The organism is Nonomuraea sp. NPDC049152, assembly GCF_040648355.1.
In the GTDB taxonomy this organism is placed as follows: domain Bacteria; phylum Actinomycetota; class Actinomycetes; order Streptosporangiales; family Streptosporangiaceae; genus Nonomuraea.
Genome location: NZ_JBEZDO010000002.1, coordinates 39740 through 57272, shown reverse-complemented (window position 1 = coordinate 57272; position 17533 = coordinate 39740). Strand labels below are relative to the sequence as shown.

21 protein-coding genes and 1 tRNA gene are annotated in these 17533 nt (G+C 70.3%); 9 read left to right on the top strand and 13 right to left on the bottom strand.

The features are described 5' to 3' along the window. Positions 1-37: 37 nt before the first annotated feature. The gene (locus tag AB0B45_RS04045) at positions 38-760 is read left to right on the top strand and encodes a hypothetical protein (RefSeq protein ID WP_358124923.1); all 723 of its coding nucleotides are present in this window, start codon (positions 38-40) and stop codon (positions 758-760) included. Here the strand turns inward: AB0B45_RS04045 and AB0B45_RS04040 are convergent. Further along, on the bottom strand, positions 730-1029 hold the full coding sequence (locus tag AB0B45_RS04040) for a hypothetical protein (protein ID WP_358124921.1): 300 nt from the start codon (positions 1027-1029) through the stop codon (positions 730-732). The genes AB0B45_RS04045 and AB0B45_RS04040 overlap by 31 nt on opposite strands. Before the next feature lie 141 nt (positions 1030-1170). On the opposite strand from AB0B45_RS04040, the gene AB0B45_RS04035 reads away from it, so the two are divergent. Continuing rightward, on the top strand, positions 1171-1869 hold the full coding sequence (locus tag AB0B45_RS04035) for a class I SAM-dependent methyltransferase (protein WP_358124918.1): 699 nt from the start codon (positions 1171-1173) through the stop codon (positions 1867-1869). Positions 1870-2066: 197 nt separating this feature from the next. On the opposite strand, the gene AB0B45_RS04030 is transcribed toward AB0B45_RS04035, so the two are convergent. Then, on the bottom strand, positions 2067-2570 hold the full coding sequence (locus AB0B45_RS04030; RefSeq protein ID WP_358124914.1) for a hypothetical protein: 504 nt from the start codon (positions 2568-2570) through the stop codon (positions 2067-2069). 52 nt (positions 2571-2622) lie between these two features. Here AB0B45_RS04030 and AB0B45_RS04025 point away from each other — a divergent pair, with 52 nt between their 5' ends. Then, on the top strand, positions 2623-4059 hold the full coding sequence (locus AB0B45_RS04025; RefSeq protein WP_358124911.1) for an alpha/beta fold hydrolase: 1437 nt from the start codon (positions 2623-2625) through the stop codon (positions 4057-4059). 255 nt (positions 4060-4314) lie between these two features. On the opposite strand, the gene AB0B45_RS04020 is transcribed toward AB0B45_RS04025, so the two are convergent. Then, positions 4315-5136: a nitroreductase/quinone reductase family protein gene (locus AB0B45_RS04020; RefSeq protein WP_358124908.1), complete on the bottom strand. Its 822-nt coding sequence runs from the start codon at positions 5134-5136 to the stop codon at positions 4315-4317. Between the two features lie 447 nt (positions 5137-5583). Here AB0B45_RS04020 and AB0B45_RS04015 point away from each other — a divergent pair, with 447 nt between their 5' ends. Continuing rightward, a complete protein-coding gene (locus tag AB0B45_RS04015; RefSeq protein WP_358124905.1) occupies positions 5584-5898 on the top strand; it encodes a hypothetical protein in 315 nt (104 codons plus the stop codon). Positions 5899-6283: 385 nt separating this feature from the next. Here the strand turns inward: AB0B45_RS04015 and AB0B45_RS04010 are convergent. Next, positions 6284-6356: transfer RNA gene (locus AB0B45_RS04010), tRNA-Ala, on the bottom strand. A 69-nt stretch (positions 6357-6425) separates the two neighbouring features. Here AB0B45_RS04010 and sigJ point away from each other — a divergent pair. Next, positions 6426-7325, top strand: coding sequence for an RNA polymerase sigma factor SigJ (gene sigJ, locus AB0B45_RS04005; RefSeq protein WP_358124902.1), 900 nt, complete (start codon positions 6426-6428; stop codon positions 7323-7325). Between the two features lie 55 nt (positions 7326-7380). On the opposite strand, the gene AB0B45_RS04000 is transcribed toward sigJ, so the two are convergent. The 8 genes from AB0B45_RS04000 to AB0B45_RS03965 all read right to left on the bottom strand — a co-directional run bounded on the left by AB0B45_RS04000 (position 7381) and on the right by AB0B45_RS03965 (position 13719). Then, positions 7381-7911 carry a Clp protease N-terminal domain-containing protein gene (locus AB0B45_RS04000; protein ID WP_358124899.1) on the bottom strand — a complete coding sequence of 177 codons (531 nt, stop codon included), beginning with the start codon at positions 7909-7911 and terminating at the stop codon, positions 7381-7383. 2 nt (positions 7912-7913) lie between these two features. After that, positions 7914-8129 carry a helix-turn-helix domain-containing protein gene (locus tag AB0B45_RS03995; RefSeq protein WP_358124896.1) on the bottom strand — a complete coding sequence of 72 codons (216 nt, stop codon included), beginning with the start codon at positions 8127-8129 and terminating at the stop codon, positions 7914-7916. 209 nt (positions 8130-8338) lie between these two features. Continuing rightward, the gene (locus AB0B45_RS03990; protein WP_358124893.1) at positions 8339-9514 is read right to left on the bottom strand and encodes an amidohydrolase; all 1176 of its coding nucleotides are present in this window, start codon (positions 9512-9514) and stop codon (positions 8339-8341) included. A 116-nt stretch (positions 9515-9630) separates the two neighbouring features. Beyond that, complete coding sequence (locus AB0B45_RS03985) at positions 9631-10467, bottom strand: metal-dependent hydrolase (RefSeq protein ID WP_358124890.1); 837 nt, start codon at positions 10465-10467, stop codon at positions 9631-9633. Next, positions 10464-11723, bottom strand: coding sequence for an MFS transporter (locus tag AB0B45_RS03980; protein ID WP_358124887.1), 1260 nt, complete (start codon positions 11721-11723; stop codon positions 10464-10466). Before AB0B45_RS03980 ends, AB0B45_RS03985 begins: the two co-directional genes overlap by 4 nt. Positions 11724-12318: 595 nt before the next feature. After that, positions 12319-12945 (bottom strand): SRPBCC family protein, encoded by a 627-nt coding sequence (locus AB0B45_RS03975; protein WP_358124885.1) that lies wholly within the window; start codon positions 12943-12945, stop codon positions 12319-12321. A 31-nt stretch (positions 12946-12976) separates the two neighbouring features. Beyond that, positions 12977-13360, bottom strand: a complete 384-nt coding sequence (locus tag AB0B45_RS03970; protein WP_358124882.1) for a hypothetical protein — start codon at positions 13358-13360, stop codon at positions 12977-12979. Further along, on the bottom strand, positions 13357-13719 hold the full coding sequence (locus AB0B45_RS03965) for a hypothetical protein (RefSeq protein ID WP_358124879.1): 363 nt from the start codon (positions 13717-13719) through the stop codon (positions 13357-13359). The genes AB0B45_RS03970 and AB0B45_RS03965 overlap by 4 nt, the downstream gene beginning before the upstream one ends. An 87-nt stretch (positions 13720-13806) precedes the next feature. Here AB0B45_RS03965 and AB0B45_RS03960 point away from each other — a divergent pair, with 87 nt between their 5' ends. Beyond that, the gene (locus AB0B45_RS03960) at positions 13807-14301 is read left to right on the top strand and encodes a DUF523 domain-containing protein (protein WP_358124877.1); all 495 of its coding nucleotides are present in this window, start codon (positions 13807-13809) and stop codon (positions 14299-14301) included. On the opposite strand, the gene AB0B45_RS03955 is transcribed toward AB0B45_RS03960, so the two are convergent. Beyond that, positions 14277-14657: a hypothetical protein gene (locus AB0B45_RS03955; RefSeq protein WP_358124874.1), complete on the bottom strand. Its 381-nt coding sequence runs from the start codon at positions 14655-14657 to the stop codon at positions 14277-14279. The genes AB0B45_RS03960 and AB0B45_RS03955 overlap by 25 nt on opposite strands. Before the next feature lie 129 nt (positions 14658-14786). Between AB0B45_RS03955 and AB0B45_RS03950 the strand changes: the two genes are divergently transcribed. The 3 genes from AB0B45_RS03950 to AB0B45_RS03940 are packed head-to-tail and all read left to right on the top strand — an operon-like array spanning position 14787 to position 17475. Beyond that, on the top strand, positions 14787-15776 hold the full coding sequence (locus AB0B45_RS03950) for a serine hydrolase (RefSeq protein ID WP_358124871.1): 990 nt from the start codon (positions 14787-14789) through the stop codon (positions 15774-15776). A gap of 55 nt (positions 15777-15831) precedes the next feature. Next, positions 15832-17067 carry a phosphoribosyltransferase family protein gene (locus AB0B45_RS03945; protein ID WP_358124868.1) on the top strand — a complete coding sequence of 412 codons (1236 nt, stop codon included), beginning with the start codon at positions 15832-15834 and terminating at the stop codon, positions 17065-17067. Between the two features lie 24 nt (positions 17068-17091). Then, complete coding sequence (locus AB0B45_RS03940) at positions 17092-17475, top strand: helix-turn-helix domain-containing protein (protein ID WP_358124865.1); 384 nt, start codon at positions 17092-17094, stop codon at positions 17473-17475. Positions 17476-17533: the final 58 nt, after the last annotated feature.

The window sequence follows — 17533 nt, the reverse complement described above, 5'->3', positions numbered from 1 at the left end:
TTCCGTCCATCCGAACAGATCACCATAATGACCCACCATGCAGGAGCTTGCGGACTATGCGGCGGCGATCGCGCCCCTGATCGACGCCGTGCACATCGACGTCCACGCCGCCGACCGGCAGACCGGAGTGGAGTACGTGCGGCGGTCGGGACTGCGCGTCGGCTTCCTGATCGACCAGCGCTACGTGCTGCCGCTGCGGCCCCTCACCCGTGCGGGCCTGGCGATCGTCTACCGGTACGGCACGGCCGAGGAGCGGGCCGACGAGGTGGCGGCGCAGCTCCTTCAAGGAGCCCTGCGCGAGGACGAGCACGGCGGGCTGCACGCCACGCCGGCCACGCTGGCCTTCATCGAGGGGCTCTACGACCTGCACGGGCGGGCGACGGCCAAGCTGTGGGCCGGGCACGAAGCGCTCGCGTCCGAGCTGGCCGCGCTGCTCGGCAGGCTGCTGGACGGGGCCTCGCGGGTGCCGGGCGGGGCGCTGGAGCTGATGGCTCCGCCGTACGAGCCTGAGGGGGTCTCGCCCGGGGTGGTGCTGTTCAACAGGGTCGCCGCGTTCCGCTACCACCGGGCCGACGCGCACGCCGCCGCTTGGCAGGCGGCCGGGCTCACCGCCCAGGAGGTCGCCTCGCTGTACGAGGGACCCTTGTGGGAGGCGGTCGAGCGGGACACCAACCTGCGGGCGGCGGTGCCGTACGGGATGCTGGCGGAGGCGGAGCGGGCGCTGCTGCTTCAGGGCCTGCGGACGCTGTCCAGGGTCTGAGCCTCGCCCTGCTCGTCGCTGACCAGCGCGTCGATCGCGGCGAAGAAGGCGGCGATGCCCGGCAGGTTGGGGCCCTTGGCGCGCGAGGCGGCGAAGTCGTCGGCCGAGCGCCAGTCGACGATGTCCAGCCACTGGTCGTCGGCCAGTCGTACCAGCCTGGCGCCGAGGAAGCCGGCGCGGTCGGCCGCGAAGTCGGCGACCATCTGCGGCCGCGCGGCCAGCAGCTCGGCGGCGCGTGTCGCGGTGAAACGGGTCAGTTCGACGAACATCTCGCTCTCCTCCCGATAAGTCCTTGAGCTCCAAACTATAGTCAAGATTCGTGACTACTTGCCACTCACTTTGGATCGCGCGCCGCCCAGCCGCCAGGATGCTGCCTGGAATCGCGTGTGTCGCCGCACCTGAGGAGAGCAATGGAAGCCGCCGAGATCAGGCGCGCGGTCGAGTTGGAGGACCGTCACTGGTGGTACAGGGAGCGGCGGGCCATCCTCGCGCGCGAGCTGCGCAGGATCGGGCGTCCTGGCCGCGCGCTCGACGTCGGCGCCGCGGGCGGCGGCAACACCAGGGTCTTCCAGCGGTACGGCTGGCACGCACTCGCAGCCGACCAGTCCGACACCGCCGTCGCCTACGCCAGGGAACGCGGGCTCGACGCCGTCAAGGCCGACCTTCGCGCGCTCCCCATGGGCGACGCCGAGTTCGACCTGGTGACGGCGCTGGACGTGCTGGAGCACATCGACGACGACCGGGCCGCGGCTGCCGAGATCGCGAGGGTGCTGAAGCCCGGCGGCACCGCGTTCGTCGCCGTGCCGTGCGACATGCGCCTGTGGTCGGCGCACGACGTCGCCCTTGGCCACCACCGCCGCTACACCCGCGAGAACCTCGCCGAGGTGATCCGGGGCGCAGGGCTGGAGATCGAGCGGCTGTGGAGCTGGAACGTCCTGCTGCGGCCCGTCGCGGCCTTCCGCAGGCGCAACGCGACCGGCTGCGACCTGGAGGAACTGCCCGGCCCCGTGAACCTGGCGCTGACCGCCGTCGTGACGGCCGAGCGGTACCTGCCCGTCTCGTGGCTGCCGGGCGTCTCGCTGATGGCCCGCTCGCGGCGGCGTCCATGACCTCGACCGTGGAGGGGGTGCCGTTCGTCGCCCACAGCGCCATCACGAACACCACGGACGGCACGTGGGAGCCGGCCCGCGACCTGTCGCGCCGTGCACGGCGTGGCCGTCATCAGGCTCGACACCGTCGGCAAGGGGGCGGCGGTCCGGGCGGGCTGCGCTACCTTCGGCCAGATCCGTCTGGGTCTCGGGTGCGTTCATGCCAGGGGGACCGATCGCCGACGGGGGTCCTCGGGGGATTCGCAGGTCAGCTGACGTCGTGAATCCGTACATGGACTGGCAACTGCGATCTTAACCGCCATTGTCAGGATCTTCTGGATGCTGCTGCTGTAACGTGCTGCCGTCGATTTGTCGCGGTCAAGACGGGGGCCGCGTTCGCCGCCGCCGGCTTCTGCGCCGTCGCGGCTGTCGACCGAGGTGATCAGGGCCGACCGGGGGCCGCATGAGCGGGCCGGTCGGCCGATCGACGATTGGAGCACTGTGCGAAGAAGGTCTTCTCTGCTTGCCGCCGCTTTCGTGGCAATGGCAACGCTGTTACCGATATCGTCGGCGGTCGCGGCGGTCCCTGGAGACGGAGCCACGGCGACTCCGACCGCTTCGGGAACCCCGACGGCATCGTCAACTCCGACGGCATCGCCGACTCCGACAGCATCCGCGACTCCGGCGACCTCTGCAACCCCGGCCCCCGCGAAGGGCCGCATCGCCTGGACTCCGTGCCAGGAAGAGCCGTCCGCCGAGTGTGGCAAGCTGGCGGTGCCGATTGACTGGTCCCGTCCGAACGGACTCACCATCGACCTGGCCATCGCCCGCCGCAAGGCCACCGACCCCGCGGCCCGCGTCGGATCCCTGGTGATCAACCCGGGCGGTCCTGGCGGGTCGGGCGTGGAGGCCGTCTTCGGCGCTCCGGACTTCTTCACCGAGGAACTGCGGAAGCGGTTCGACATCGTCGGCTTCGACCCTCGGGGTGTGGGCCGCAGCCACCCGGTGATCTGCTCGGCGTCGGTGTACAACCAGATGCCGTACGCCGTCATGAAAAGCCAGGCCGACTTCGTCCGCTGGACCGCCTACGCCAAGAAGCTGCGTGCGGATTGCCGGGCCCGTACCGGCCCGCTGTACGACCACGTCGACTCGGCCAACGTCGCACGCGACATGGACGCCCTGCGCGCCGCGCTGGGCGAGGAGAAGCTCACCTACTACGGGATCTCGTACGGGACGCTGATCGGCCAGATGTACGCCGAGCTGTTCCCGAACCGGATCCGGGCCATGGCCCTGGACAGCAACATGGACCACAGCCTTGGCGTCAAGGCCTTCCTCGACAGCGAGGCCTCAGCCGTCGAGGACGCCTTCGACCAGTTCGTCGGCTGGTGCGACCAGGAGCCCGGCTGCGCCCTGCATGGCAAGGACGTCCGGGCCGTGTGGGAGAGAATCCTGGCCAAGGCGCGCAGCGGCCGGCTGTACTACCCGGGCGTCACGGACCGCCCGATGACCGAGATCCAGGTCCTGTGGCAGGGCGTGCTGGGCACCGAAGGGCCTGCCTGGCAGCTGCTGAGCGAGATGCTTCGCGCCCTGGACGGCGGTGAGCCGCCGTCGTGGGTGCCCCCGCTACCCGGCCGGCAGCCCGTTTCAGGGGAAGTCGCCCAGCTGCCCACCGCGGTCCTCTGCCAGGACTACACCCTGCGGGTGCGCAACTACAAGGAATACGCCTGGCTGCTGCGCAGCTCCAACCGCCGCGCCCCGGACATGCGCCACAACCCGATGCCGATCGAGGACCTGCCCGTCTGCCTCGACCACCCCACCACCAACCCGCAGCACCGGCTGCGCTACACGGGCAGTGCTCCGATCCTGCTGGGCAACTCCTTGCACGACCCGTCCACCCCGTACTCCTGGTCCGCCAACGTGGCCCGTCAGCTTGGCCCCAAGGCGCGCCTGATCACCTACGAGGGCTGGGGTCACCGCATCTACGGCAAGGACGAGTGCAGCACGGTGCCGATCGACAACTACCTGATCTCGCTGACCCTGCCTCCGCACGGCTTCCGCTGCCCCGTGGGCGGCAGAGCCGAGATGATGGTCAAGAAGCAGCAGCGTGAGCTGTGGCCGACGGACAACCTTCCCTGGGGCGCTCCGCTCTTCACCTCCTCCCGCCTGCAGCCGACCACGACCGCCGGCGGCACGTCCAGGACGTCCGACTGAGCTCCGACCGGCTTTGACACGGCTCCGACCATGCCGTCGGCGGCCTCGCTCCCACGCCAGGGGCGAGCCGAAGGCGGCGCGGCGGAGCCGTGGCCATCCCGGCCCACCCGAGCACGGAAAAGGCCGCCTCTGATCACTCAGAAGCGGCCTTTGACCTGGGTGGGGTGTTCACGAGGATGGCTGAGCTGTGTATTCAGAGGGGCAAAGAAGATCGCTTCCCGGCTGGTCCGAGATCGTTTCCCAACTTCTCGGACTTCAGGCCAGGTCGAGAATCGGGATCAGTTGCTCCTCCTCATACGCCAGGTGCGCTTCGAGCTCATCGACGAGCCGTTCGATCTCGGCCCGTACCTTCAGCGGATCCTCACCGGAAAGGGCCTGCTTCAGCTCTTCCAGGAGTACGGTGATGCGCTCGTGCTCCTTGGCCAGCCGCTCCAAGGTCGGAGCGAGCGAGGGATGCTGCTCGGCCAGGCCGGGGAACATCATGGTGTCCTCACCCGTGTGGTGATGGTGCAGCCCCTGGCAGACGGTCAAGCAGTTGATCCTCAGCTGCACGCCCAGCCCTGGCCGTCCTGAATCGGACAGCTCCTTGCGGATCAGCGCGAGTTCTCGGCGGAAGCCGTCGTGCACCAGCTTGAGGTACGCACCGCCCGACGGTGCGCTATCCCGGGGCGGACCAGTCACGCGAAGTGCGACGACCGGGATGGTGCGCGTCGTCTTGGCCTGGTAGTCGGCCCAGCCAGGGTCGCCTTCCACCGCGCGGGCGAACGCCGCGTCACGCTCGGTGCCCTCCAGGACCTCCGCCTCGACATCGAAGATGAGGACGCCGGTCTCCACGGTGGCGCGCGGGTTGGACTTCAGATTGTGGTACCAGGCCGGGTGGTTCGGCGCTCCCCCGGCGGAGGCGATGACCAGCATGCGCTCGACGCCGTCGGGCAGGTAGGCGAGCGGGGTCGTGTGTGGCTTGCCCGAGCGGGCGCCGGTAGTGGTGAGCAGGAGCAGCCTCGCTCCCTCGAAATAGCCACCGACTTGGCCGTTGTTGGCGCGGAACTCGTCGATGACCTGCTTGTTGAAATCCATTCTTCTCCATTGGTGGTTCCTGCTGTGCCGTACTGAATGGAGAAGAGGACGGCGGGCCGCGGGCCCGCCCGGCGATCAAGCGTCAGCCGGGCTGCTCTCTGGTGCGTGGCCCAAGGCCGACCCGGCAGTCACGCAGGTCACGCTACTTCATCAAGATATTCTCCGCAAAAGCGGCACACCTGAGTGCCGGCGATCTCCCGAAGGTGGAGGCCCCGCCGATCCCGGGGCCAAGAGGCGTGGCTTGACCAGACCCTACGCGACCTTTGCGACGGTGTTGTGGGGCAAGTCCTGTCGCCGTTTGTGGCACGGTAGAGGCTCAAATGCGCGAGAAAAGCCGCGGGCGAGCAGGAGCACGAGCGGGAGAGCGTGACGATGGGCGCGTACAGGACTGATACACATGCCGGTCGCAAGGTCCGAGTATGGGGTGACCTCTGGGTGCCCGCTGTGGTGAACCTCGGACTCGGTGTACCTGCGATCGTGCCGCTCTATCTGGCGTGGTGGCTACTGACCGAGTACATGCCGATGGACTGCAAAAGCGTGAAAGACCTTGCCAACCCCGGTCTCACCAACTGCGATTACCACACCTTAGACCACGCCCCGATCATCATGATTCTCCTGGTGGTGACCGGCCTGTTCACATTGACAGCGGTGGTCGTGACCAACGTGGCCCTCCCGCTCTGGCGCGGACGGCGGCTAGCGGCATGGCTCAGCGCGGCCGTGCTCATCCCTATGCCGTTCCTGTTGTGCCTGGCGCTGGCCTGATGACTGCACGGGGCGGGCATGCGCCCGCAAGCACCATAACTATCTCAGCCAGCCTCGAAGCCCGACTCTCCCGCAGCGAACACCCCAACCTCACCCCTCACGACCGTGCTGGACCTCCTGAGCAACCCTCACGAGCTGTACGGCACCGCCGACGAGACCGCCCGCCGCCTGCTCAACCAGGCGTTCTTCACACGCCTCTACATCGACGCCGACGACACCGACCTAACGCCCGATGTCAGCGCCGACGATCCCACGGAACCCTTCGCCCCGCTCCTGCACGTCCAACGCAAAAACGGCGATGCCCCCAAAGGACACCGCCGTCTCTCAAACTTCCGCGCCACTCGCTTCCGCCCTCGAAGAGGGTGTTCGAGTAACACGTCTTGGGTGGAGCTAAGGAGACTCGAACTCCTGACCCCCTCCATGCCATGGAGGTGCGCTACCAACTGCGCTATAGCCCCTTGCGACGTTGGTTAGTGTAGCCGAATCCGCCGCTCACCACGAATCAGTGACTGTGCAACGCTCTGTCCATGTCGACGGAGATTTTCGAAGAGCATCGGAGGCTCCTCACCGGAGTGGCCTACAGGATCCTGGGCAGCGTCGCCGACGCCGAGGACGTGGTCCAGGAGTCGTGGCTGCGATGGGCGGGGGTGGACCACGCGACGGTCGAGGACGCCAAGGCGTACCTGATCCGCGTCACCTCGCGCCTGGCCATCGACCGGCTCCGGTGGGCGCGGTCGCGGCGCGAGTCGTACGTCGGGCCCTGGCTGCCCGAGCCGATCGGCACCACGCCGGACGCGGCCGAGCGCGCCGAACTGACCGACACCGTCGAGTTGGCGCTGCTGGTGGTGATGGAGACGCTGTCGCCGCTCGAACGGGCGGTGTTCGTGTTGCGCGAAGCGTTCGACCTGCCGTTCTCCGAGATCGCCGAGGTGGTCGGCAGGAGCGAGGCGGCCACCAGGCAGCTGGCCAAGCGCGCCCGCGACCACGTGAACGACAAGCGGCCCAGGTTCGACACCGACAGGGCGCGGCGGCGGGACATCACCGAGCGGTTCATCGACGCCTCGACAGGCGGCGACCTCGAAGCGCTGATCGCGCTGCTGTCGCAGGAGGTCACGCTGGTCAGCGACGGCGGCGGCAAGGCTCGCTCGCCGCTGAGGGTCCTGGCGGGCCAGGAGAACGTGGTCCGCTTCCTCACCGCGGTCACCACGGCGGCGGGGATCGAGAAGTTCATGGCGTCGATCGGGGTGGAGGAGTACGCGGGCCTCGAGACCGTGGTCACCGAGATGAACGGCGCGCCGGCCGTGGTGGGCGTCGCCGCGGGCCGGGTGGTCACGGTGATGTCACTGGTGATCTCGGACGGGAAGGTCGACACGATCTACCTCATGGCCAACCCCGACAAGATCGGCCACCTCACCCCGCCCTCCTGAGCGCCGCCCTGCCCGGTCCCCGCCCGTGTCCGCGGGGACCGGGACCAGGGAGGAGCTAAGCCGTACGGCGGGACCGGTGGACGGGGATGCCCGCGACCCGCACCAGGGCGCGCAGGTCGGCGCCGGAGCGGTGCAGGAGGCGGGCCATGCCGTTGGCCCCGTCGGCCAGCAGCCCCCACAGCAGCCGCTCCCCCGTCACAGGACCGGGCTTCCACATCGCCACCTCGACGGCCTTGCGCGCGTGCGTCTCCAGCGGGAGCACGCCGAGCGGGCCCGACAGCGTGACGCGCAGCGGGTTGACGCGGGAGCGGCCCAGGCGCCAGAGCGCTGGGTCGTCGACGCCGTGGCGGGTGCGCCGCCGTACCTCGTCGACGTCGATGCCGATCGCGGCGAGCAGCTCGCGGGTGCGGCCGGTGTCGAGGTGGGGGCGGAGCGCCTCGGGGTCGGGCAGGTGGGGCAGTGGATGCTCCTCTGCGAGGCCGAGCAGCAGGATGTCGGGGGCGAGCGTGGTACGGCCCGCGTCCATGGACAGCAGTCCCGCGCGCATGACGGCGCGGCGGGCGGGGTCGGTGAATCTGGCGAACACGGTTACCTCCCGATCCTGCGGGCGTGCTTGCGGTGCGCGGACTGCCGCCTGACGCCCAGCGCGTCGGCGATCTGCTCCCACGACCAGCCCTGTGCCCGCGCGTTGGTGACGTGGACGGCCTCCAGCTCCTCCAGCAGGCCGCGAAGCGCCGCCACCGCGGCGAGCCCCGCGCCGGGGTCCGTGTCTCCGGCCGCCTCGGCCAGTTCGGTGACGTTCATAGGTGTCAGCATGAGCTGACAAGCGGGTGCTTGTCAACATAAGCTGACACCCGGCGCGGCCGGGCTTGGTGCCGTGGCCCGTCACGGCGCGAACCTCAGGTGAGTTCCAGGCCCCCGTCGACGGTGAGGACCTGGCCGATCCAGGTGACGGCAGGGTCGGCCAGGTGCACGATCCAGGCGGCCACTCGCGGGTACGGCGGTCGTCGCCGTCAGACGAGGGAGCCGTCGCGGGCGACGACGCGGCCGGCCTTCAGCACCAGCGACCTGACAGGCCGGACGCAGACCGCCTCGGCGGCGTTGCGGGCGTCGACCACCACCAGGTCGGCGAGGTCGCCCACGCCGAGGCCGTAGCCGGCGAGCCCGGTGACGCGCGCGCCGCCGTACGTCGCCGCGTCGAGGGCCAGCTCGATGTCCTCGTCGAGCGGCCCGGTCTGCTGGGCCTGCAGCAGCGCGCGGTCGAGCATGCAGCCCGTGCCGAACGGGCTCCACAGGTCGCGCACGCCGTCGTTGCCCAGCGTCATCGCCACGCCCGCCGCCGCCAGCTCCTTCAGCGGCATCGCGCGCCCAGGCGGCGCGATGGAGGCGATGGAGATCCCCGCCGCGGCGAGCCCGTCGAGCAGTTCGGCCCGTACGGCGGGCGCCGCGTCGCTGAGCGCGAACCCGTGGCTGACGGTCACCTTGCCATTGAGCCCGAGCGCCTTCGTGCGCTCGATGATGAGGCGGTACTGCCATTCGCCGAGGGAGCCACGGTCGTGCAGGTGGATGTCGACGCCGACGCCGTACTTGTCGGCGAGCCCGAACACGAGGTCCAGGTGCTTGATCGCGTCGTCCTCGAGCCCGGCGGGGTCGAGGCCGCCGATCAGGTCGACGCCCTGCATGAGCGCCTCCTCCAGGAGCCGGTCGGTGCCCGGCGCGATGAGCAGGCCGGCCTGGGGGAAGGCGACGAGCTGCCCGGTGATGCGGCCTTCGTGGCGCTCGAACGCCTCCCGGACGGCGTCAACGGCGTCGAGGCCCATGACGGTGTCGACGTCCACGTGCGTGCGGACGTGCGTGGTGCCGAGCGTGATCATGTTCTCCAGGAGGGCGGAGATGTAGTCGGCGCTGGGGATGCCGAGCTCGGGGCGGCGCTCCTGACCGCCGCGGATCTTGCCCATGAGGCCTGGCGCGGAGCTGTGGGGCGCCCAGGGGCCGCCCCACAGCGTCTTGTCGATGTGGGCGTGGCCGTCGATGAGGCCGGGGATGACGAGCTTGCCGCCCAGGTCCTCGACGTGTGCCGCGCCCGGGAGCCCTGCCCCTGTCCCGGCGATGCGCCCGTCCCTGATCAGCACGTCGGCGGGGCCCTTGCCCCAGAGGTTGGCGTTGCGCAGCAGCAGCTCGGTCGTCATGGAATTTAATGGTATACCGCTATTTGGTACGGCAGGCACCCGAGAGCCCACCGCGGTCACCGGCGGGCGCCCGTCCATCACGCCACTCCAGCGGGACTCCGGCCCCCGCCCTGACGTCAGCCCCCAGGGGCGACGGTCGTGCGCATCGTGAGCGCGCTCCCGTCCTCCGACAGCGAGAGCGCCACGGTCACCGAACCCAGCCGTGAGGTGCGCTCCACGTGCGTGCCACCGCACGGGATGGAGACCTCACCCTCGGGCAGCGCGCAGTGCCAGGTGCGCCGGGCAGTGAGCCCAGGACCCGGCACGTCGATCCAGACCGGCGCGTCGGCGCCGACCCACGTCTTGAGGGTGTCGTTGGCCCGGCCGGCGACCTCGTCGAGGTCGAGCCCCTCGGCGGAGAAGCCCTTCTTGCGCAGCGACTTGCCGAGCCGGTACTCGTCCAGGCTGCCGTTCGGCGTGATCCGGGAGGAGGTGATCGCGCTCTGGTCGAAGTCGGGGTGCCCGAGGGCGTCGAGCCTGGACTCCTTGCGCCAGTGCCCCGCCAGCGCGGCGTTGAGTGCGAGCGCGGCCAGATGGCAGGCGGTGTGCCCGGCCGACAGCGACTGACGGTACGCGGCGTCGACCGCGAGCTCGACCTGGGTCCCGACCTCGATCGGTGTGTCCGTCACGTGCACGACCAGCCACTCCCAGCCCTCGGCGCCCCGCCGTACGGGGATGTCCTCGCCGAGGAGGACCTCGCCGTCGGCCGACATGGCGCCCGTCACGCAGTCGACGACAGGAAGCCCGCCGATCGTGCCCAGATCGGCGGGCTGGTCGGGCCAGGTGTGGTCGAGCGGGTGGAAGGGCGTCAGAGCGGTGACGAGGCCGTGCCGTACCCCCGTCGGCACGGACCCGACGATCTCCGAATACCCGCTGACCTGGCCTTCTGGGAAAGTGACAACAGTGGATCTCACGCCGCTATCTTGTCAGCCCTGTCCTGCTCGACCCGCGCGGGGCGGCCGGCGCCCTCGTCCTCGAGGAAGCGGTTGCCTCCGGCGTACCAGCCGGTGAGCAGCTGGACGCCGACGACCACGAGCATCATCAGGTACGGCACCTGCCACCCGCCGGTGGCCTCGTACAACACGCCCACCAGGAGCGGGCCCGCGCCTGCGATCAGGTACCCGACACTCTGCCCGAAGGCCGACAGCGCCGCGGTCGCGGCGGCGGTGCGGGTGCGCAGCGCGAGCATGGTCAGCGCCAGCGGGAACGAGCCCATGCCGATGCCGACGAACAGCACCCACACCCAGGCGGTCGACGAGGGCGCGAACCACAGGCCGAGGAAGCCGACCACGTAGAAGCCCACGAGACCCGCGACGACGGGCCGCTGGTCGCGGAACCGCGTGGCCAGCGAGGGCAGCACCAGCGAGACGGGGATGCTGAGCGCGGTGAAGACGCCCAGGATCATCCCGGCCTGGCTCGTGGTGTAGCCGCCGTCGGTGAGGATCTTGGCGAGCCAGCCGAACATGATGTAGGCGATCATCGACTGGGTGCCGAAGTACACGGCCACCGCCCACGCCAGCTTGCTGCGCACGAGGCGGCCGGGAGTCGCCTCCGACCTGCTGTTGTCCCGCTCCGGCTCACTGCGCAACAGCGCAAGCCACGGAATGGCGGCGACAACCGCTAGAGCCGCCCACACGCCGAGCGCGACATGCCAGTTGCCGTCGGTGGCGCGCTCGATCGGGACGGTGGCGGAGGCGGCGAGCATGGTGCCCACCGCGAGCGCGGTGGTGTAGACGGTGGTCATGACCCCCGCGCGGGCGGGGAAGTGACGCTTGATCAGGGTCGGGATGAGCACGTTGCCGACCGCGCCGCCGGACAGCGCGACCGCGCTGCTCACCAGGAACACCGGCGCGGAGGCGACCGACGCCCTGACCACCAGGCCGATGCCGAGCGTGATCAGCGCCAGCAGCAGGAGGCGGTGCTCGCCGATCTTGCGGGAGAGCGACGGAGTGATCGCGCCGACCGTCGCGAAGGCGAGCACGGGTAGGGTGGTGAGGAGCCCCGTGCCGACACTCGACATGCCCAGACCTGCGGCGAGCTGGTCGAGCAGGGGGCCGACGCTGGTGACGGCGGTGCGGAGGTTGAGCGCCGCGAGGACGATTCCCAGCACGAGGAGCCAGGCCAACGAGCCGGTTCTGCCGCCTCTGGACTCTTGGGTGAGCACGCTCATGCCGGACCGATTCCTCCAGTCGTTGAATCATGGGATGACTTGATGAGTCATCAGCCTAACAGGACTGAAACAGCCGTTTATTCCTGAATCATGAGAGAAACCCCACCCTGAGGCGGATGTTCGCACGCCGTCCACCCTCTCGGCACGCGACCGACACCCGTCCCCCGCACCACGAAACGGACCCCTTCCGGCATGCGGCCGACGTCTACAGGAGGTCGCCCCGGGCATGCGGCCGGCGTCTCAAGAGGTCTGCCCCGCGTGCGGGTGCGTTTCGCGAAGGTGCGCCCGGCCCGCACAGGAGCTTCGCCGGGCAGAAGAGAGCCCCCATCCCGGGGTGGGATGGGGGCTGAGGAGACCTGCTCTTCGTGAGACCGGCCGATCGAGGCCCGGCCCGTCCGGCATCCGCGTGTCCACGGGTCACGTGGCGACGCCACGGGGGCCCTTGTGCGCGACGACCACGCACCCGCCCGACAACGCGATGCCGTACGAAAAGCGATCCCTTACGGCAGGCGATCCCCTGCGAGAGGAGATGCCTTACGACGAGCGATCCTGTGCGAACGGGATGCCGTCCGAACGGGATGCCGTACGCGAGCGGCTAGACGATCGGACCGGGGGCGGGCGGCGGCTCCTCGCCGAGACGGCGCCCGGCGGGAGGGACGGGGCCGGGGCCGGGCGGGGGAAGCGGAACCTCCGGCGGGTAGTCGTCGCCGACCGTGCGGGGCGGCTCCGGCTCGCCGTACGCGGCGCCCGAACCGGAGCCGGGCTGGTGCCTGCCCGGCACGTCGCCGCGCCACGCGCCGCTCTCGCCGCCACGGGACTCGATGTAGTCCTTGAACCGGTCCAGGTCGCCGCGCACTCGCGCCCGCACGATCTGCAGCCAGTCGCCGACGGTCTCGACGAAGCCCTCGGGGTCGTACTCCATCTGGAGCGTGACCCTGGTGGTGGTGTCGTCGAGCCGGTGGAAGGTGACCACACCGGCCTGGTGCGGCTTGTCGACCGAGCGCCACGCGACCCGCTCATCCGGGTGCTGCTCGGTGATCTCGGCCTCGAACTCCCTGGTGACTCCTGCGATGTCGACCAGCCACTGGGTGCGTGTGTCGGTCAGCTGTTTGACCGACTCCACTCCCTCCATGAATTCGGGGAAGCTCTCGAACTGCGTCCACTGGTTGTATGCGACGGGGACGGGGACCTTGACGTCAACTGAATGTTCGATGGTGCTCATGGAAGCGTGAACTGCCCATCAGCACGCGGCGTTAACGCCTGCGCAGCAACCAGTAGAGACCGACGAGCGGGAGCACGAGGGGAATGAAGAGGTAGCCCTTGCCGTAGCCGGACCAGACCGTGTCGTGCGGGAAGGCGGAGGGCGCGAGCAGGCTGGCCGTTCCGATGACCAGGACGCCCGCCAGCTCGATGCCGAGCGCCCAGAGCGCCAGGCGGCGCGCGCCGCGGGCGAGGGCCACGGTCAGCAGGATGTAGACGGCTGCGGCGAAGGCAGACAGCGAGTACGCCAGCGGCGCCTCGCCGAACTTGGTGAGGATCTGCACGGCCGCCCGCGACCCCGCGGCCAGCGCGAACAACCCGTAGAGGGCCAGCAGCGCCCGCCCCGGGCCGGTCGCGATGCCGACGCGGTCGTTCATGCGACGCCCTGCCAGATCTGCAGCAGCCGTCCGGTCATCACCGCGATCGCGAACCCGGTGACGACCAGGATCGCCGAGCCCCACCTGCTGCGCTCGGCCAGCGCGAGGAACACGCCCGCGGGCGGGATGAGCGCGGTGCCGGCGAGGTAGCCGAAGAGCGTCGCCTTCTCCTGCGGCCCCTGCCCGCCCACCACGGCGGAGATCGCCACGCCCGCCTGCACCAGCACGGCCACTTCGAGTACGGCGAAGCCGATCAGCAGGACCATGCCCATCGCACGGTCACGGATCGCGACGATCAGGCTCACCAGGGCCAGCAGCAGGGCGCCGACGATCACGCAGGTCGCCAGGGTGGTGTTCATCGCGGGACAGGCTACCGCGCACTCAGGTCGGTCTCGCGCTGGTCCCCGTTCTGCTGATGCCGCGAGCCCGGGCATACGATTGATGGAATGGAACGAATCCTGGTCAGCGCCTGCCTGATGGGCCGCCGCGTGCGTTACGACGGGGGCGCCAAGACCAGCACCGACGCCCTGCTCGCCGAGTGGCGTGAGCAGGGCAGGCTGGTGCCCTTCTGCCCCGAGGTCGAGGGCGGGCTGCCGACGCCGCGTACCGCGGCCGAGATCGAGGGCGGGGCGGGCGGGGCCGCCGTCCTGGCGGGAGCCGCCCGCGTGCTGGCCACCGACGGCCAGGACGTCACGGGCGCCTTCCTCGCCGGAGCGCAGGCCGCGCTCGCGGTCGCGGGTTCCTTCGACATCAAGATGGCGATCCTGAAGGAGGGCAGCCCCTCCTGCGGCGCGCTGGCCATTTACGACGGCACCTTCCGCGGGCGCAGGCTGCCAGGCCAGGGAGTCACCACGAGCCTGCTGGAGCTGCACGGCATCAAGGTCTTCACCGAGGACCACATCGCCGAGGCTGGCGACTACCTGCGCGCCCTCGAGACGTAGAGGGATCCCGCCAGGCTCAGTACGAGCAGGGTCGCGATGATCCGGTGGTACCAGTCGTTCAGCGGGGTGGACTCGCCTCCCGCGAACGCGATGGCTACGATGCCGAGCAGCACGCCGCCCAGCGCGACGGCGTGGCTGACCTGCAGGCCCGTCCACGCCCACGGCTTGGCGGCGAACGCGCCGTACGCGCCGACGAGCAGCGCGGTGCCGCAGACGGTCTCGACGACGATGGCGGGCAGGACCACCGGCTCGGTGACGGGACCGATGACGACCCCCGCGTGCAGGACGGCGCCGAGGTAGAAGCTGACGGCGTAGACGACGGCGAGCGCTGCGAGGCTCTTTCTGAGAGTGTTCACAGCTCCACGCTCGCAATCCGGCGGCCTGCCGCAATCCCCCCGGTGTGGGCATCGCGGCTACACCGCAGGGCGTACCGACCACTTGCCCCTGACGCCGTGTCAGGGGCTATTCCTGAGGACATGGAGCCAATGAAACGCATCACGCCCGGCGAAGCCGGTTTCGTACCCGACCTGGAGGAGCGGCTGGCGGGCAGGTTCGGCGACCTGCACGGGCTCGTGGTGCTGAAGGACGGCAGGCTGCTGTTCGAGCGGTACGGCGAGGGCGAGGACCAATCGTGGGGCGTCTCCCGCGGCGTGGTCTCCTTCGGCCCCGACACGCTGCACGACCTCAGGTCGGTGACCAAGAGCGTCGTCAGCCTCCTGTACGGCATCGCCCTGGCCGACGGCCTGGTGCCCGCGCCGGAGGAGCCGCTGCTCGCGCACTTCCCCGAATACCCCGACCTGGCCGCCGACCCGCGCAGGGCGGCGTTGAGGATCGAGCACGTGCTGACGATGACGCTCGGCGTCGAGTGGCGTGAGGACCTGCCGTACACCACACCGGAGAACAGCGAGATCGCGATGGAGCTCGCGCCCGACAGGCACCGCTTCGTGCTGGAGCGGCCGATCGTCAAGGAGCCCGGACGACGGTGGCACTACTGTGGTGGCGCGTCGGCGATCGTGGCCAGGCTCATCGTGAAGGGCGCGGGCGAGACGCTGCCGGAGTTCGCGCGCAAGCGGCTGTTCGAGCCGCTCGGCATCGGCTCGTTCGAGTGGCTGGCGGGCGACGACGGGGTGCATTCGGCGGCGTCGGGCCTGCGGCTGGCGCCGCGCGACCTGGCCAGGATCGGGCGGGCCGTGCTCGACGGCGGCGCGGGGGTCGTTCCCTCGTCGTGGCTCGACAGGGCGCTGAGCCCGCAGGTGGAGATCGGCGAGGGCGCCGCCTACGGCTACCAGTGGTGGCTGGGCACGGAGCAGCCCCCGTTCGCGGCGGGCAACGGCAACGGGGGGCAGCGTCTGGTCCTCTACCCCGATCTCGGCCTGGTCGTGGTCATCACCGCGGGCCGCTACGACTCCCCCGACGAGTGGGAGACCCCGCAGGCCGTCCTGGATGAGCTGTTCGAGGCGCGTGTCAAGGATTGACCCCCGTTACCAGGGCATTCGGTGTCAAATCCGGGCGCTGGGGAAGCTCCAAGACATGTTCATCGATCGCGCGGACGCGGGGCGGCGGCTCGCCGCACAGCTGCGGCACCTGGCGAAGGAGAACCCCGTCGTCCTGGGACTGTCGCGCGGTGGGGTGCCGGTCGCCTTCGAGATCGCCAAGGCGCTCGACGCCCCCCTGGACGTCGCGCTCGTCCGCAAGCTGGGCGTGCCTGGCCGGCCCGAGCTGGGGTTCGGCGCCCTGGGCGAGGACGGCGTGCGTGTCGTGCACGAGTCCGTGATGCGGGCGGCGGGCGTGACGTCCGAGGACGCCGCGCGGGTGACCGAGCGGGAGAAGGCCGCCATCGAGGAGCAGGCCGCGCGCGTCAGGGCGGGGCGCGCGAGGGTCCCGCTGGCCGGCCGCACCGTCATCGTGGTCGACGACGGGATCGCCACGGGCTCGACGGCGAGGGCGGCCTGCGAGATGGCCAGGATGCACAGGGCGGCGAAGGTGGTCGTGGCGGCGCCGGTGCGCGCGCCCGGCACGACGCTGCCCGATGCCGACGAGGTGTTCTGCCTGAGCGAGCCGCAGGGCCTGCGGTCCATCTCGGAGTGGTACGAGAACTTCGACCAGGTGGACGACGACGAGGTGATCGCGCTGCTGGACCGGGCGGCCGTGGCCGTACCGCACGAGACGGTGTCGGGGACCGACGCCTTCGAGGGCGAGGTCGAGCTGACCGCGCCGCAGGGCGCGGGCGGGATCGTGGTGTTCGCGCACGGCAGCGGCAGCGGCAGGCACAGCCCGCGCAACCAGCGGGTCGCGGCGACGCTCAACCACGCGCGACTCGGCACGCTGCTGTTCGACCTGACCCGCCCAGGCGAGGACGTCTTCGACATCCCGTTGCTCGCTGTCCGGCTGCGCAGGGGTACCGCGTGGGTGCGCGAGCGCATGCCGACGGCGCGGATCGGCTTCTTCGGCGCCAGCACGGGCGCGGCGGCGGCGCTGCTGGCCGCCGCCGAGCTGGGCGACGAGATCGCCGCGGTCGTCTCGCGCGGGGGTCGCCCCGATCTGGCGGGCGCCCGCCTGTCGGAGGTCACCGCGCCGACCCTGCTCATCGTCGGCGAGCGCGACCAGCAGGTGCTCGGGCTGAACCGGGCGGCCCAGCAGCAGCTGCACTGCCCGAACAAGCTGGAGATCGTGCCCGGCGCGACCCATCTGTTCGAGGAGCCGGGCACGCTGCAGGTGGTGGCCGAGCTGGCCAGCGCGTGGTTCGTGCGACACCTCAACCGCTGAGCTTTCCAGGGGTAAGCTCGGTGCATGGAAGTTAGTACGGCGGAGCCCGACCCGAGCACCGACGCCTTCAACGGCGACTGCCCAGGCCGGGAGGTGTTCGACCACGTGACCAGCAGGTGGGGCATCCTCGTGCTGGCCGCGCTGCGTGAAGGCCCGCTCCGCTTCTACCAGCTGCGCGACCGCATCGGCGGGATCAGCGAGAAGATGCTCTCGCAGAACCTGCGCGTCCTGGCCCGCGACGGGCTGATCGAGCGCATGGTCGAGCCGGACATCCCGCCGAAGGTCTCCTACCGGCTGACGCCGCTCGGCGAGGAGGGTTCCGCGCCACTTCGGGGCCTGCTCGACTGGATCGCGCTGCGCGCCACCGACATCGTCGCCGCCCAGAAACAACACGACGCGAAAATCTGAACCTTTCCCCATATTCCTGAGTCAGAATGACATACCGGACTTGGGGGCCCGGCGACAC